Source organism: Suilimivivens sp., assembly GCF_037359455.1.
Lineage (GTDB): Bacteria > Bacillota > Clostridia > Lachnospirales > Lachnospiraceae > Suilimivivens > Suilimivivens aceti.
In genome coordinates, this window is the sequence record NZ_JAXXXI010000038.1 from 1 (window position 1) to 16,492 (window position 16,492).

14 protein-coding genes and 3 pseudogenes are annotated in these 16,492 nt (G+C 44.5%); 15 read left to right on the forward strand and 2 right to left on the reverse strand.

What is annotated here, in order from left to right:
• The 9 genes and pseudogenes from WJQ40_RS07360 to WJQ40_RS07400 form a co-directional block, all read left to right on the forward strand.
• Window positions 1-250, forward strand: a pseudogene (locus WJQ40_RS07360) (hypothetical protein); the annotation flags it as partial.
• 134 nt (window positions 251-384) lie between these two features.
• A complete protein-coding gene (locus WJQ40_RS07365; RefSeq protein ID WP_337405936.1) occupies window positions 385-852 on the forward strand; it encodes a LytTR family DNA-binding domain-containing protein in 468 nt (155 codons plus the stop codon).
• Window positions 849-1,568, forward strand: coding sequence for a LiaF domain-containing protein (locus tag WJQ40_RS07370; RefSeq protein WP_118798679.1), 720 nt, complete (start codon window positions 849-851; stop codon window positions 1,566-1,568). Before WJQ40_RS07365 ends, WJQ40_RS07370 begins: the two co-directional genes overlap by 4 nt.
• A 151-nt stretch (window positions 1,569-1,719) precedes the next feature.
• Window positions 1,720-5,940: an efflux RND transporter permease subunit gene (locus tag WJQ40_RS07375; RefSeq protein WP_337538974.1), complete on the forward strand. Its 4,221-nt coding sequence runs from the start codon at window positions 1,720-1,722 to the stop codon at window positions 5,938-5,940.
• Window positions 5,933-6,625 carry a TetR/AcrR family transcriptional regulator gene (locus WJQ40_RS07380; protein ID WP_337538976.1) on the forward strand — a complete coding sequence of 231 codons (693 nt, stop codon included), beginning with the start codon at window positions 5,933-5,935 and terminating at the stop codon, window positions 6,623-6,625. The genes WJQ40_RS07375 and WJQ40_RS07380 overlap by 8 nt, the downstream gene beginning before the upstream one ends.
• Window positions 6,626-6,737: 112 nt before the next feature.
• A complete protein-coding gene (locus tag WJQ40_RS07385; protein WP_262575434.1) occupies window positions 6,738-6,950 on the forward strand; it encodes a FeoA family protein in 213 nt (70 codons plus the stop codon).
• Window positions 6,951-6,963: 13 nt separating this feature from the next.
• Window positions 6,964-7,185 (forward strand): ferrous iron transport protein A, encoded by a 222-nt coding sequence (locus WJQ40_RS07390; RefSeq protein WP_118798683.1) that lies wholly within the window; start codon window positions 6,964-6,966, stop codon window positions 7,183-7,185.
• Between the two features lie 98 nt (window positions 7,186-7,283).
• The gene (feoB, locus tag WJQ40_RS07395) at window positions 7,284-9,455 is read left to right on the forward strand and encodes a ferrous iron transport protein B (protein ID WP_337538980.1); all 2,172 of its coding nucleotides are present in this window, start codon (window positions 7,284-7,286) and stop codon (window positions 9,453-9,455) included.
• Window positions 9,456-9,493: 38 nt separating this feature from the next.
• Window positions 9,494-9,757, forward strand: a pseudogene (locus WJQ40_RS07400) (transcriptional repressor); the annotation flags it as partial.
• Between the two features lie 59 nt (window positions 9,758-9,816).
• Here WJQ40_RS07400 and WJQ40_RS07405 read toward each other — a convergent pair.
• Both WJQ40_RS07405 and WJQ40_RS07410 read right to left on the reverse strand, forming a co-directional pair.
• Complete coding sequence (locus tag WJQ40_RS07405) at window positions 9,817-10,599, reverse strand: SDR family NAD(P)-dependent oxidoreductase (protein ID WP_262575431.1); 783 nt, start codon at window positions 10,597-10,599, stop codon at window positions 9,817-9,819.
• A 146-nt stretch (window positions 10,600-10,745) separates the two neighbouring features.
• The gene (locus tag WJQ40_RS07410) at window positions 10,746-10,958 is read right to left on the reverse strand and encodes a hypothetical protein (RefSeq protein WP_262575430.1); all 213 of its coding nucleotides are present in this window, start codon (window positions 10,956-10,958) and stop codon (window positions 10,746-10,748) included.
• 29 nt (window positions 10,959-10,987) lie between these two features.
• On the opposite strand from WJQ40_RS07410, the pseudogene WJQ40_RS07415 reads away from it, so the two are divergent.
• From WJQ40_RS07415 to WJQ40_RS07440, 6 genes and pseudogenes are all read left to right on the forward strand, one after another.
• A pseudogene (locus WJQ40_RS07415) lies at window positions 10,988-11,373 on the forward strand (ATP-binding protein); the annotation flags it as partial.
• A gap of 268 nt (window positions 11,374-11,641) precedes the next feature.
• The gene (locus WJQ40_RS07420) at window positions 11,642-12,811 is read left to right on the forward strand and encodes a MalY/PatB family protein (protein ID WP_337538983.1); all 1,170 of its coding nucleotides are present in this window, start codon (window positions 11,642-11,644) and stop codon (window positions 12,809-12,811) included.
• Window positions 12,812-12,850: 39 nt separating this feature from the next.
• Complete coding sequence (locus tag WJQ40_RS07425; RefSeq protein ID WP_262575428.1) at window positions 12,851-13,768, forward strand: dihydrodipicolinate synthase family protein; 918 nt, start codon at window positions 12,851-12,853, stop codon at window positions 13,766-13,768.
• Between the two features lie 35 nt (window positions 13,769-13,803).
• A complete protein-coding gene (locus WJQ40_RS07430) occupies window positions 13,804-14,721 on the forward strand; it encodes a dihydrodipicolinate synthase family protein (protein WP_262575426.1) in 918 nt (305 codons plus the stop codon).
• A 32-nt stretch (window positions 14,722-14,753) separates the two neighbouring features.
• Window positions 14,754-15,641, forward strand: coding sequence for a sugar ABC transporter permease (locus WJQ40_RS07435; protein WP_337538987.1), 888 nt, complete (start codon window positions 14,754-14,756; stop codon window positions 15,639-15,641).
• Complete coding sequence (locus WJQ40_RS07440; protein ID WP_262575424.1) at window positions 15,638-16,489, forward strand: carbohydrate ABC transporter permease; 852 nt, start codon at window positions 15,638-15,640, stop codon at window positions 16,487-16,489. Before WJQ40_RS07435 ends, WJQ40_RS07440 begins: the two co-directional genes overlap by 4 nt.
• Window positions 16,490-16,492: the final 3 nt, after the last annotated feature.

Sequence of the window (16,492 nt, forward strand, 5' to 3'; positions counted from 1 at the left end):
GAGGAAAAAGAGGAAGCCAAGGAAGAGAAAAAGGAAAAGAGCGGGGCATGGGAGAAGAAAAAAGTTCCCCATGCCCCGAATTGAGGAAAAAGAGGAAGCCAAGGAAGAGAAAAAGGAAAAGAGCGGGGCATGGGAGAAGAAAAAAGTTTCCCATGCCCCGAATCGCGATAAAAGGGGAAGCAAAAGAAGAGAAAAAGGAAAAGAGCGGGGCATGGGAGAGGAAAAAAGTTCCCCATGCCCCGAATCGTGATAAAAGGGGAAGCAAAACAAGAGAAAAAGAAAGAAAAGGATCATTTTCAATCCACTTACCGGTGATATCTGACCTGTTACTGAAAACCGGTTTACATTTCAGGCTGATTCGATATAATTACAATCAGTCAGGGGGTGAAGGAATTGAAGCTGCGAATGGAAGTAGATCCGGAAGCAGAGGAAGAGCTTGTATTGTATTGCCGGGAGATCACACCGGATATCATGAAGCTGCAGCAGATTCTTGCAAAAGCAGTCGGCAGGGCAGGACAGATTATTCTGTATAAGGAAAATACGGAATATTATATGGAAACGGAAAAGATCCTGTTTTTTGAGACAGAAGGGACGCAGGTGCTGGCTCATACGGAAACGGAACTATTTGAAACACATAAAAAGCTGTATGAGCTGGAAGAGGTACTGGGAGGGTCTTTCCTTCGGATATCCAAGTCGGCAATAGTAAATCTTAACAGGATCTACGCAATACAGCGTTCGCTGACAGCATCCAGTGAGATTGCTTTTCAGGGAACACACAAACGTATTTATGTTTCAAGAGCCTATTACAAAGCATTAAAGGAAAAATTAGAAGAAAAGAGGTTAGGAATATGAAAAAGGCGAGCAGAATATTTTGGGGACTGGGACTGATCACGGCGGCAGTATTTCTGGTATTGAGCCAGATGCATCTGATCACGGCAGAGATCAGCGTATGGAGTGCATTGATTGGAATTTTATGTGTGGCGCTTCTGATCAGCAGCATTGCAGACCGGAGCTTTGGGGGAATCTTCTTTTCCCTCGGACTGGCATGGTTGACCTTTGCAGAAATGCTCGGACTTCCCAGGGCAAGCTTTTGGAGTGTGGCAGGGATCGTTATTCTGCTGACAAGCGGGTTTAATATGCTGTTTCCGCATAAGAGCAGAAAATGTGGAAACAGGGACAGAAGGGAATATGGAGAGCACGATTACAGCAAATATCAGAAGACGTCAGAGGGAGAAGAGGATGGGTTTGTGACCTGCGCCAATTCCTTTGGAGCACTGGCAAAATATGTTGATACGGCGAACTTCAAAGGAGGTCGTTTCCAGAATTCCTTTGGGGAGCTGAAGGTGTATCTGGATCAGGCAGGGACAACACAGGAGACAGTAACTGTTGAGGTTTCTAACAGCTTTGGACAGACAACGCTGTATGTTCCGAGAGAGTGGAAGGTGATGCAGGATATCAGTGTATTTGCGGGAAGCGTGGAAGAAGGACCATGCAATGGCGAAAGCCGGGTTACCTGCTATCTGAAGGGCAGCGTAAGCTTTGGGGAGATTGAGATCGTGTATGTATAAAGCAGAAATCAGATCATAACGTGAGAGGATCAGAGCAGGAAAAAGGAAGTTATTGACATTTCTTTTTCCTGCTTTTATACTGTCAGTAGTTCCGTCCGACCGGTCGGCCGGAAAATGAGAAAATTTATCAGGTATGAAAGAGGAGTAGGAAATGCTGGGGAAATTTAGCGTAAAGAAACCTTATACTGTTCTGGTAGCAGTGGTTCTGGTGATCGTTCTTGGAGTGGTATCCATGATGAAGATGAGCACTGATCTGCTGCCAAATATCAGCCTTCCTTACGTGATCGTTATGACTACATATCCGGGAGCCAGTCCGGAAACAGTGGAAATGACTGTAACGCAGCCAGTGGAAGGCTCCATGGCCACAGTCAGCAATATCGAAAGCATCAGTTCGGTATCCAGTGAAAACTACTCCATGGTCATTCTGGAGTTTGCACAGTCCGCAGATATGAATGCCGTTTCACTGGAAATACGGGAGAATCTGGATCAGATCAAAAGCTACTGGAGTGATGATATAGGCAATCCGATCATTATGAAGCTGAACCCGGATATGCTGCCGGTTATGATCGCAGCTGTTGGCGGTGAGGGAATGACGAATGCAGAGGTGACGGATATCACGCAGAATACGGTCATACCTGATCTGGAGAGTATAGAAGGCGTTGCATCAGCCAGTGCCACCGGTCTGATCGAGGAAAGTGTAAATGTCATCATCAGACAGGATAAGATCGATGCAATCAATGAGCAGGTATTTGGTTCGATCGATGAAGAACTGAAGGATGCAGAGCAGCAGCTTGCTGATGGCAGACAGGAGATTTATGACGGACAGGAAAAGCTGAACGATTCCCGTGCAGATCTTGATGAATCCAGACAGCAGCTGAACGACAGTCAGGAAGAACTGGATAAGAATAAAAAGGAACTGGAGGACAGCAGGCAGAAGCTTGCTGACGGCAAGGCTGAGCTTGCAGAGAACAAGACGAAGCTGGAAGAAGGAAAGAATGAGCTTTCCTCCAAAAAGAGTGAAAGCACTGAGAAGCTGGCACAGGCAGAGAAGGAGCTGCTGACGGCAAAGGCTGATCTGGAAGCCAGCAAGGTGCATATTACCTCCCAGATCACTACCGTAAAGTCTCTGGAAGACGGAATTAAGAAGGCGAATGCTGGTGTTTCCCAGCTCGATAAAGTTCTTATGAGTATAGCTGGATTGAGGGCTATAGTGCAAACATCTGGCAATATTGATACAGCAACAGCAGAACAGATTAATGCATTAGCAGCTTCCATGGAAGTTCCCTGTGCTTTAACTGAAACTTCCAGTGCAGCTGAAGCTTTAACAGCACTTACAGCGATAGAAACTGCTGCAACACAGCAAAAGACAGTAACAGAGACAACGATCACCAACATGGAAGCCAGCCTCAACGCCAACACCGGCGGTCTTGGCGCGGAGGCTTACATAGCCAGCATGCAGTCAGTCCTTTCCGAGATAGAAGGAAATATTGCCAAGCTGGACAGCGGTCTGACAGAGCTTTATAAGGGAAATCTGACGGCGGCGATTGAGTTTGCCAACGCCCAGACTACGATCAGCCTTGGTGAAATGCAGATCACGACAGCAGAAGCCCAGATAGAAGCCAGTGAAAAGCAGCTGGAATCCGGGCAGAAGCAGATCGAGTCCGGACAGGAACAGATTGATTCCGGCTGGGAACAGCTAAAGGAAGGCGAGGAGCAGCTGAATGAATCAGCAAAGAAGCTGCAGGATTCCTTAAAGCAGCTTGCAGAGAGTGAAGAGGATCTGGAAGAAAACAGACAGAACGCCTACGATCAGGCAGATATGAATGGTATTTTAACGGTAAGTACAGTAAAATCCCTACTGGCAGCCCAGAACTTTTCCATGCCGGCAGGATATGTGACAGAGGATGGCATTGACTATCTGGTAAGGGTAGGTGACAAGCCGGAGGATGTAGAAGCTCTGAAGAAAATGCCGATCATGAATACCGAGATGGATGGTGTGGACATTATTTATCTGGAGGATGTAGCAGACGTCTTTATGACAGATAATTCCGCAGATATTTACACCAATGTCAACGGTAATCCAGGTGTCATGCTGACCATCCAGAAGCAGACGGGGTATTCTACCGGTGATGTTTCTGACAGGATCAAGGAGAAGTTCAAGGATCTGCAGGAGGAAAATGAAAACCTGACACTGATCACGCTGATGGATCAGGGCATTTATATAGATCTTGTTATGGATTCCATTATCAACAACGTACTGGTGGGAGCGCTGCTGGCAATCCTGATCCTGATCCTTTTCCTGAAGGATATCAGACCTACCATGGTAGTTGCTGTGTCCATCCCGATCAGTCTGATCACAGCTATTGTCTGTATGTATTTCAGTGGTGTGACCCTGAATGTGATCTCCCTGTCAGGACTTGCCCTTGGTGTAGGAATGCTGGTGGACAACTCTATCGTAGTTATTGAGAACATATACAGGCTGCGGGGAGAAGGATATTCAGCCAAAGAGGCAGCTATTCAGGGTGCCGGGGAGGTAGCAGGTGCGATTCTTGCATCCACGCTGACAACCGTGTGTGTATTCCTTCCTATTGTATTTACTGAAGGAATTACCAGACAGCTCTTTGTGGATATGGGACTGACCATTGCGTATTCCCTGCTTGCCAGCCTGATCGTGGCTCTGACCGTAGTGCCGGCTATGGCATCCGGTGTACTTTCCAGAGTAACCCCAAAAGAGGATGGAAGGTTCTTTGGCGGTCTGATTAAAGCTTATGAAAAGGTACTTGCATTTGCACTTAAGACAAAGCCTGTGGTATTCCTGCTGGTGCTCGTACTGCTGGTTGGAAGTGCGGCGGCAGCCTTTGCAAAGGGAACTGCCTTCATGCCGGATATGGACAGTACACAGATCTCCATGACAGTGACCCTGCCGAAGGATACACCACTTTCCCATACAGGAGAGGTGACAGATGAAATACTTTATAAAATTGCAGAAATTGATGAGGTAGTGGATATTGGTGCTATGGCGAATGCTTCTTCCCTGACTATGCTGACAGGAAACGGAAATTCCTCCACCAATGAAACTGCGGTATATATTTCTCTTGATGAGAATAAAAAGAGATCCAATGAAGTGATCGCGGATGAGATCGAAAACAGAATTTCAGATATTGTAGAGAGAGAGGATGCGGAGATCGCCATTGAAACCTCAAGCATGGATATGAGTGCCATGGGAGGAAGCGGCATCACAGTACAGATCAAAGGAAGAGAGCTGGATACCCTGCAGGAGCTGGCTAAGGAGGTAGCCGGGATTGTAGAAGGTGTGGAAGGAACCACAGAGGTTTCAGATGGTCTTGAGGAAAGTACCGGGGAGCTGCGGATCATTGTTGACAGAGATAAGGCAATCGAACATGGATTTACGGTGGCACAGGTATTCCAGCAGATACAGGGTAAGCTTGCGGCAGCTACCAGTGCAACCTCTCTGGAAACCGAGATCCGTGATTATGATGTATATGTAAAGAATGCAGAGGATATGACACTTACCAGGGAGCTGGTAAAAGATCTGACACTTGACCGCACAAAGAATGATGGCAGCAAGGAAACAGTGAAGCTTTCGGAGCTTGCTACCTTTGAAGATACAGAAACATCCATGTCCGTAAACAGACTGAACCAGACCAGATATATTCCGGTAACGGCGCAGCTGGCAGATGGCTATAATATCGGACTTGTTTCTGATGCAGTGGAAAAGGCACTGGAAGATTATGAGCTGCCGGATGGTTATACCATTGAAATGACCGGTGAAAATGAAACGATCACAGATGCCATGCAGCAGCTATATCTGATGCTGATCCTTGCACTGATCTTCATGTACCTGATCATGGTAGCACAGTTTCAGTCACTGCTGTCACCGTTTATCATCATGTTCACCATTCCACTGGCATTTACCGGCGGTTTCCTTGGACTGCTGATCAGCGGAAGCGAAGTCAGTGTGATCGCACTGATCGGCTTTGTCATGTTGTCAGGTATCATCGTAAATAATGGTATCGTGCTGGTAGATTACATCAACCAGCTCCGTGCACAGGGTATGGAAAAGAAAGAGGCGATCATGACAGCGGGAAGAACCAGAATGCGTCCGGTATTGATGACAGCCATGACCACGATACTGGCTCTTTCCACCATGGTATTCAGTCATGATATGGGTGCAGATATGTCAAGGCCAATGTCGGTGGTAACCATTGGTGGACTGACTTATGGCACATTACTTACCCTGATCGTGATCCCCTGTATTTATGATGTTTTCTCGAGAGGAAAAGAGAGGGGAAAGCGTGGCAGAAAGAAATTGTTTCTGAAAGAAGGAAAAAAGGAGCAGGCTGATGAATAAAGAAACACCTACTGTAAAGGAAAAAGCTATATATCAGGCGGTCGTTGATCTGTTTATGGAGGGGGCAGATCTTTCAGGACTGACTGTTTCAGAGATCACAGCAAAGGCGGGAATCGGCAAGGGAACAGCCTACGGTTACTTTTCAGATAAGGAAGATATGATCGCCAGATCCATCTGCTACAACGTAGATCAGTATTGTCACTGGATCTATCAGGGGATCACAGAACAGAAAACATTGTATGAAAAAATAGATTTTCTCCTTGGAAAAATGGAAAAGGAGATCAGTAAAGCAGACTGTCTGATGCGGCTTGCCAATACTATGAGCATGGATTCTGTTATTGGAAAGAGGATCCGGCAGCAGGAAGTGGAAAATAACAGTAAAAATCCGCCATTAGAGCTTTTGGAGGCAGTATTTGAAGCAGAGCATTTCACACCGCCGCTTTCGGAAGAAATGCTGCAGTTCCTTGCAAGGAATGCTCTTTCCAGAATCTTCTGTTATGGGATGATGCTCAGTAATAACAGTGTCAGAGCACAGAGGATGACAGCAGTGCAGAAGACAGCAGCAGTGCAGAAGATGGCAGCGGCGCAGGAGGCAGAAATGCAGGCTATGCACAGGCTGGTCTGCATGGGCATCTGCAGTGACGCAGATGCCGTTAGACAGTGGCTTTCTTCAGAGAGAGGCTGATAGGCATTTTCCTGTGCATATTTTTACAAAAAGTTATTGACATCTAATGACGATTAGCATATACTAACTACCGAAGACGGGATAATGATTCTCATTAACAAAGGAGGATGGTATGATGCCTTTATCAATGATGGAAGCCGGGAAACCGAATGTGATCAAAAAGGTTGGCGGCAAGGAGGAAACAAGACGTTTTCTGGAGAATCTTGGTTTTGTAGTCGGTGGAACAGTAACTGTGATATCCGAGACGGATGGAAACATGATCGTGAATATAAAGGATTCACGTGTTGCGATCGGCAAGGATATGGCAAATAAAATTATGGTTTAGAAAAGGAGCTGCTATGAAAACATTAAAAGAAGTTGCCTGTGGGCAGACTGTCAAGGTGACAAAGCTGACAGGAGAAGGCCCTGTGAAGAGACGTATCATGGATATGGGAATCACAAAGGGTGTAGAGATTTATGTAAGGAAAGTAGCACCTCTTGGTGATCCGGTTGAGGTTACCGTAAGAGGATATGAATTATCCTTGCGTAAAGCAGATGCCGAAATGATCCAGGTGGAGTAGGCATTTATTTTTTAGCTAAATGTTAGTCAAAACTAATCTAAGTATCAAGCGAATAACATCAAATGTGTACCATACAGGTACAGGAAAAGAGGAGAGATATGTCAGTTAAAATCGCATTGGCAGGAAATCCGAACTGTGGTAAGACCACATTGTTCAATGCACTGACCGGTTCCAATCAGTTCGTTGGAAACTGGCCTGGTGTAACAGTAGAGAAAAAAGAAGGAAAGCTGAAGGGACACAAGGATGTTACCATCATGGACTTACCGGGTATCTATTCCCTGTCCCCTTATACACTGGAGGAGGTTGTAGCAAGAAACTATCTGATCGCTGAAAGACCAGATGCGATCATCAATATCGTAGATGGTACTAATATTGAAAGAAACCTGTATCTTTCCACACAGATCATGGAGCTTGGGATCCCGGTTGTCATGGCTGTCAATATGATGGATATCGTTGATAAAAGTGGTGATAAGGTACATATGGATAAGCTTGGAAAGAAGCTTGGCTGCGAGGTAGTTCCGATCTCTGCCCTGAAGGGAACCGGTATCGAAAAGGCAGCAGAAAAGGCAGTAGTGCTTGCACAGCAGAAACAGGAAACCCCTCATGTCCACAGCTTTGCAAAAGAGGTGGAGGATGTGATCACAGCAGTAGAAGGTAAGCTTGGGTCCGATATTGCAGAGGAGCAGAGGAGATTTTTCGCAATCAAGCTTCTGGAAAAGGATGACAAGATCTCAGAGCTGATGAAACAGGTTCCTGATGTATCAGCGCAGATCAAAGAGCTGGAAGATAAATTTGATGATGATACCGAAAGTATTATCACAAATGAAAGATATGTTTACATTTCCTCTATTATGGGTGAGTGCGTAACCAAGGCAAACAAGAAAGAGAAGCTGACAACATCTGATAAGATCGATAAGATCGTTACTAACAGGTGGGCAGCACTTCCTATCTTTGCTGTAGTGATGTTCCTTGTTTATTATGTTTCCGTAACAACCGTTGGTGCATTCCTGACAGACTGGACCAATGATACCCTGTTTGGCGAGTGGATCATTCCCGGTGCGCAGACACTGTTCGAGAATATCGGATGTGCTGACTGGCTGACAGGACTGATCGTAGATGGTGTGATCTCTGGTGTTGGTGCCGTACTTGGCTTCGTACCTCAGATGCTGGTGCTGTTCCTGTTCCTGGCATTCCTGGAATCCTGTGGTTACATGGCTCGTGTTGCATTTATCATGGATCGTATCTTCCGTAAATTCGGCCTTTCCGGAAAGAGCTTTATCCCTATGCTGATCGGCTCCGGATGCGGCGTTCCCGGTGTTATGGCCTCCCGTACGATCGAGAACGACAGAGACCGTAAGATGACGATCATGACAACCACATTTGTTCCCTGTGGTGCCAAGCTTCCCATTATTGCCCTGATCGCAGGTGCATTCTTTGATAATGCAGGCTGGGTTTCATGGAGTGCATACTTCGTAGGTGTGGCTGCGATCATCTGTTCCGGTATTATTTTAAAGAAGACAAAAATGTTTGCAGGTGATCCGGCACCCTTCGTTATGGAGCTGCCTGCCTATCACTGGCCTACCGTTGGCAATGTTTTAAGAAGTGTATGGGAGAGAGGCTGGTCCTTCATTAAGAAGGCTGGTACGATCATCCTTCTTTCCACTATTATTCTCTGGTTCCTGATGAGCTTTGGATGGGTTGATGGAAGCTTTGGCATGCTGGAGGCTGAGCAGCTTGATGCAAGTATCCTCGCTAAGATCGGTTCTGCGATCGCATGGATCTTTGCTCCCCTTGGCTGGACCCAGGCTGGTGAAGGCTGGAAGATGGCAGTGGCAGCTGTCAGCGGACTGATCGCAAAGGAAAATGTCGTAGCAACCTTCGGTCTGCTCTTTGGCTTTGCTGAGGTTGCAGAAGATGGCTCAGAAATCTGGGGAAGCCTGGCACAGGTTATGACTCCTGTTGCAGCGTATGGATTCCTGGTATTTAACCTTCTGTGTGCTCCCTGCTTCGCAGCCATGGGTGCGATCAAGCGTGAGATGAACAATGTCAAATGGTTCTGGTTTGCAATCGGATATCAGTGCGGACTTGCTTATGTAGTAGCACTTTGCATCTATCAGATCGGTACACTGATCACAACAGGTGCTTTCGGACTGGGAACAGTTGTAGCCTTTGTGTTTATAGCAGCGATCCTTTATCTGTTGTTCCGTCCTTATAAGGAAAGCAATTCCTTATCCTTTAATGGTGAAAAGATTCTGAAAAACCAGGCATAAGAAAAGGAGGTTGTATGGTACAGGAAGTAACAAAAGAAATGTCTCAGGAAGCAGAACAGTACCATACCGTTGTGCAGCAGAAAGAGATGATTGTCCGGAAAATGAAGGAAAGAGGATGTCGGATCACCAAACAGAGAATGATACTTCTTGATGTGATCCTTGGATCAGAATGCTCCTGCTGTAAGGAGATCTATTTCAAAGCCTCCAGTCTGGATCCGAAGATCGGAACTGCTACTGTATATCGAATGATCAATACCCTGGAAGAGCTTGGGGCGATCAGCCGTAAGAATATGTACAGGATCTGCAGCTTTTCGGATTGCGACAAAATAAAAATCCACCGGCAGTGACCTGCCGGTGGAAGTCAATAGAAACGGTAGGAATTTTCCATCAGCTTCTCATGGGAGCCAAAACGTACTATAAAACGATAAATTTTGTAAAAAAGCCCAGGAGTATAGGAGGCTTTTCCGTTTTCTGCATGCTTCAGGATGTTGGCAGCCAGCCGCTGGTTGTTCGTGACGGGAAGGGGATTCATACGATAGCTGCGCCTTTCTTTATTACGGAGCTTCATATCGTCCATATGTCCCGGACAGGCAGCCATGATCCGGATGCCATCCCACATCAGCTCGTGAAAAATGGAAAGCGAGAAATAATAACAGAACTGCTTGGCAGAGCCAAAGAGACCGTTGTCATCCAGTGGCACAATGCTGCCGGCAGAGGAGAACATGATGACCACAGACCCGATCATGATATGAGGCTGACAGAGCTTCAAAAGAAGAACGGGGGCTGTGGCATTAATATTTATAAGAGCCTCTATATCCTGTGCACTGTAATCAGTGAAGTTACCAATAGACTCCTGGGAAATATTGTTGATCATGAGTCTGATATAGGGATCATAAGTCTTTAAAAGAAGGGAAAAGCTTTTGATCTGCTGCAGATCAGACAGATCCAGAAGGATCATTCTGACCTTTTTCCCCGGAAAGCGGTCCGCAATGGACTGCATAGCCTTCAGGTCTTTATCAATAAGCCAGACCTCTCTGATCAGGCCGTATCTGGAATCAGCATAGATGGCATTCATAAATTCAGGACAAAGTCCAGCGGAAGCACCCGTGAACAGGGCGATCCAGCGGCAATATCTGTATTTCATAATTTTCTCCATAATCGTGAATATATTATTTATATAATAAGTATGGAAAAATACAAATCAGTACAATACGATAATAGCATACAAAATACATTTTTGTACATAGCAAATTCCTATATTCAAAGAAAAAATTAAAGAATTAGAATAAACTATCTCTGTAAATTAATTTTTGCAAATGAGGATTGAACAGGGCTGTATTTTGGGAATAACTCCGGGGTGTAGGATGACGACTTGTCAAGGATGGAGTCAAAATGTTCATCAAGCATCCTCAGATAGTATTCTGTCTCGGTTATGTGCTTATGCCCGAGATATACCGAAAGTAATGGCAGGAATGTATACAGGTCAAATCCTTTTGCCTGCATCTGCTCGAGTGCTCTTACACAGAAGGTATGAGTACCAGATGATTCAGGATGGAGACCGGGTTGCTGTGTGCAGCTCCAGCGGGAAAGATTCTATGGTGATGGCAAAGCTGTTTCAGGAACTTTTTCGCCCTGTTATCTTTGCGCACGTATGCGGGGGGCTGTCTCTACAGCGAGGCGGAAAAACTGGGCTGCAATAAGATCGCTTTTGGTCATCATTTTGATGATGTAATCGAAAACATTCTCACGGGAATGCTGTATGGGGCAGATTCAGACTATGATGTCCAAACTTCACAGCACTAATTTTCCGGGGATGGAACTGATCCGTTCTTTGTATCTGATTCGTGAAGAAGATATTATCGCCTGGGTAGAAGCCAACGATCTTCGTTTCATTCGCTGTGCCTGCCGCTTTACAGAGGCTGTGGAGGTAGCGAAAGAAGAGGATCAGCCCTCCAGGCGGGCGGGAGGTTCATTTTGGGGATTGGTATGCAGATGTGTTTTAGAACCGTAAACCGGTTCTCTTGAGAAAGAACGTTCAAAAGATTGTTTATAATACACATAATATTTTTGAATAATGAAAAATAATTGTGTAAATACAACAAAATGGTGAAAGTATTTTTAATTACGTGAAGATGTGTTGAAAATAAAAATGTTTATGTTATGATAAGAAAAAAAGGAGGTGAGAAATGATATATTCGTTTGATGCAGATATTGATCGTCGGAATACAGACAGCAGTAAATGGGATGATATTCCTTATTCTGTCGAAGCAGACGATATGTTGCCCATGTGGACGGCGGATATGGATTTTGCCTGTCCTAAAGCTATTATGGATGCCATCCAAAAACGTATGGAACATCCGATTTTTGGATATATGAAGATGCCAGAGCGTTATCAGAAGAGTATTATTCAATGGCACAAGACAAGACTTCATCAGGAGTTATCCTTTGAAGAGATTGTGCCTGTTGCCAGCGTGTTGGGCGGCGTTTCTATGGCCATTCAGGCATTTACAGAAAAAGGCGACAGCATTTTGATTTCTGCTCCGGGCTATCATGCCTTTGAAAATGCAGTAAATCATAATGAAAGAACGCTGGTGCCCTCTCCTTTGAAAAGAAGTGGGGATTTCTGGTACATGGATTTTGAACTTATGGAAAAACAGATGTCTGAGGAACGGGTCACCATGTTTATCTTATGTTCTCCCCATAATCCTACAGGACGTATCTGGAGCAGGGAAGAACTTTCACAATTAATTGATTTGTGTTTTCGTTATCAAGTATATCTGTTGTCCGATGAAATTCATGCAGATATGACATTGACGCATTCTTTTACACCACTATTTGGAACCGGAAATGAGAAAGCGAGAGAGATCGGAATTGCCTTATATTCCCCGACTAAGACGTTTAATATTGCAGGCTTATGTACGGCCTATGCGATCATGAAAAACAAAGAGCTTCGCCAACGTTTTCAGAAGAAGCTTTTAGCTTCTGGCCTGAAGGTAAAAAATACCCTGGGTATCGAAGCTATGATCGGCGGTTATGAAAATGGAGGAGAGTGGGTAGACGCGTTACAAAGTTATCTTCTGTCCAATGCAGAATATGCGGTAGATTATATTAAGAAATATATACCGGCCATTCATGCCTATGTTCCGGAAGCCACCTACTTTTTATGGTTGGATTTTCGGGAAACGGGGCTTAGCCAGGATGAAATCATTGATAAAATTGTCAATGAGGCTCATATTGCGGTGACACGGGGTGATGAATTTATAGAAGGAGGAGAATCCTTTGTTCGTATGGTATGTGCCTGCCCCCGTTTTCGTTTAGAAGAAGCGATGCTGCGGCTTAGAAAGACGTTTTCGTAAGCCGTTTATAAGAGAAAGTTACGAGAGAGGAGAAGAAAGATGAAAAAGAGATATTCAAGAATGGGATTAGGAGCGGCTTTGATTCCCTGGAAAGAGGATTTTTCGTTTGATGAAGCGTTATTTCGTAAGGGTGTCAGAAATCTGGCAGAAGGCGGTTTGAAGTATGTGTACATTTTTGGGACAGCCGGAGAAGGTTATGCTGTAAATGACGAAGAGTTTACTGAGATAACCAAAACATTCATCGACGAATTATCCGGAACAGATACAACGCCCATTGTGGGAGTGATTTGTCTTTCGGCAACACAGATTCTCAGACGTTTGGAGATCGCATACGATCTTGGAGCCAGAGATTTCCAGATTTCATTTCCCTCCTGGGGAGCGCTGACCGATAAGGAAGTGGATATTTTCTTCCATCAGGTGTGCGATCCATTTCCCGATTGTAAATTTATGCATTATAACAACGGAGGACGTTCGAAAAAACTGCTTCGTGCAAAGGATTATATTCGACTTGCAAAGGAGATCCCGAATCTTGCAGCTGTGAAATTTATGAACGATTCGTTGGAAGATGTTATCAATGTGGTCAGGGCAGAGACACCCATTCAGTTTGTATTAAGCGAATATGGCTATGGATATGGTTGCCTTTTCGGAGAATGCAGTATGTTGTTTTCCAGTATTTCTTCGCATCTTCCGACGGCATGGAAGCTGTATCAGGCCGGTGTCGAAAAGGATATCGATACTCTTGTTGCGCTGGAAAAGGAAGTGGCTGTTTCTCAGGAAATTCTCTTTGAGACCTGCAATACGCCTGTAATCAATGCAGCTTATGATAAGTTATATGCAAAAGCTTCGATTCCAGAATTTCCGATGCGGCTCTATCCGCCGTATCAGACTTTTTCCGATGAGCAGGTAGATCATTATTTCCGTAAGATGAAAGAACAGCTTCCGAGTTGGTTTGAATAATTAAGAATATGTGATAAAAGAAGGAGAAAAACACAATGAGAGACATCAGCAAGTATCAGGGAATTATTCCGGCATTTTACGCATGTTATGCAGAGGACGGTACCGTCAGCGTAGATCATACACAGGCCTGGGCAGAGTATCTGGTTAAAAAGGGTGTGAAGGGTGTTTATGTAGGAGGTTCTTCCGGAGAATGTATTTATCAGAGAGTGGAGGAAAGAAAAAAACAGTTGGAAGCCTTAATGGAGGTTGCCAAGGGTAAAATGACCGTGATTGCACATGTTGCGTGCAATAATACGGAAGACAGCTGTGAACTGGCAGCTCATGCACAGAAGCATGGCGTCGATGCGGTAGCGTCGATTCCGCCTATCTACTTCCATCTTCCAGAGCATTCTATTGCACAGTATTGGAACGATATCTCATCAGCGGCGCCTGATACGGATTTTATTATTTATAATATTCCACAGTTGGCAGGAACGGCGCTTACGATGCCGCTGTTTCATGAAATGCTGAAAAATCCCAGAGTGGCGGGTGTAAAGAACAGTTCTATGCCGATTCAGGATATCCAGATGTTTAAGATGTACGGCGGAAATGATTTTGCAGTATTTAATGGACCGGACGAGCAGCTTGTCGGCGGCCTGGCTATCGGAGCAGACGGAGCCATCGGCGGCACCTACGGCGTGATGCCGGAACTGTATCTGAAGATTTTTGAGCTGTGCAAAAAGGGAGAATATGAGAAAGCCTGTCCGATTCAGTACGATGCAGACAAGATTATTTATGAGATGTGTTCCTGCAAGGGCAATATGTATGCGGCTATCAAGGAAATCATAAAAAGAAGAGAAGGAATCGAATTGGGTGGAGTTCGAAAGCCGTTGTCAGGACTTTTTGAAGAGGATATGGTTCATGTCGAAAGATGTGTAAAAATGATTGATGAGGCAATTTCAAAGTATTGCTGATGAACAACCATATTTCAAAGGAGAAGTGAAGTATGACAAAAAGGAAGAAAAAGCTTCGAAGTGAATCCATAGCGGGTTTTTTGTTTGTTTTACCGCAGCTTCTGCTTTTTGCAGTGTTTACCATTTATCCTATTTTTGAAGGATTTCGGATAAGCCTTTATAAGACGACTGCAGTAGAGAATACCTTTGTGGGTTTGCAGAATTACATAACGTTGTTTCAGGATCCGTTTTTTCAGAAAAGTGTGTTGAATACCGTTTTTCTGGTTGTAGTGGTAACGGGAGGAATGCTCCTTCTGGGTATGATTATATCACTGGCGATTTTTGACAAGAGTCCTCGTTATGTTTCTTTTGTTCGCAGCAGCATTTATTTACCGGTTATCGTTTCAGCAGTTGTAATGGGTATGGTTTGGAAGTTCTTATTAAATCCTGCAAATGGTCTGGTGAATTACTATTTGGGGAAGGCAAGTTCCGGAACCATCAATCTTTTGGGAAATCCAAAAACAGTGCTGTGGGTTATCGCATTTGTAACCATTGTAGCCAGCGTTGGTACTTGCGTTATTATGTATGTGGCAACCATGAACGGAATTTCCGGGGAAATGTTAGAGGCTGCAAGGGTGGATGGTGCAAGTAAGCTTCAGATTTCTCTGAAGATTATTATTCCGTTGGTAAAGGCTACTACATTATATTTAACGGTAACAACTGTCATTTCCATATTGAAGTTGTTTGTTATTATCCAACTGTTGTCCGACGGAGGACCGAATAATGCGTCTATGTCGATGATGTATTATCTGTACCGAAATGCGTTTAATTATAACAAGAAAAACATTGCTGCAGCCGTCGGTGTACTGATGTTTATTATGGCAGTTATTATTGCACTTCCTCTGTTTGCATCTATGAGTGGAAAGGAGGATAAAAAGTGAAGAAGAAAAACTTTTTCCAGAAACTAAAGCATATGGAGCCGTTGGATCTGTTTGTGAATATTTTGGTGCTGTTATATGCGATAGTTAACTTGTTTCCATTCTACTACCTGATTACAAGTTCCTTTAAGTCCTCGGCAGAGATCTTTAAGATGCCTCCGGACTGGTGGCCGAAAACCTTCCGGTATCAGAACTATGTGGATCTTTTTAAGGGACAGCCGGCATTTCGATGGGCATTTAACAGCTTTTTAGTGGCTCTGACGACGACGCTTTTGGTGGTTCTCTGTTCTTCGTTGGCGGCATATTCGGTTTCGAAACTGCGGTTTAAGGGACGGATGCTGATTTATGCCGTATTTATCGGAGCATTGATGATCCCAAAGGAAATTTTCATCGTGCCGCTGTTTCAGATTATTACGAAGTTGGATCTGAGTGATACGTATTCGGGAATGATTCTGCCCAACGTGGCCAGTACGTTTGGTGTGTTCCTGTTAAAAGGTTTCTTTGATACGGTTCCGGATTCCATCCGGGAATCAGGTAAATTAGACGGAGCTAGTGAATTTAAGATTTTCGCAACGTTGATTATTCCGATTGTGAAACCGGGTATCGGAGCACTATTCATTCTGAATTTTGTAAATATATGGAATGATTATTTGTGGCAGATGCTGATTGCCAGAAGTAAGGACATGATGACTTTGATGGTTGGTACGGCCAGTATTATGCAGGAAATCAGTCCTAACTATGGGTATAAAATGGCAGGCGCAGCAGTGGCAGCGATTCCCATGCTTATTATCTTTATGATTTTCCAAAGATACTTTACTGCCGGTATTACCATGGGATCGGTAAAAGAATAATGA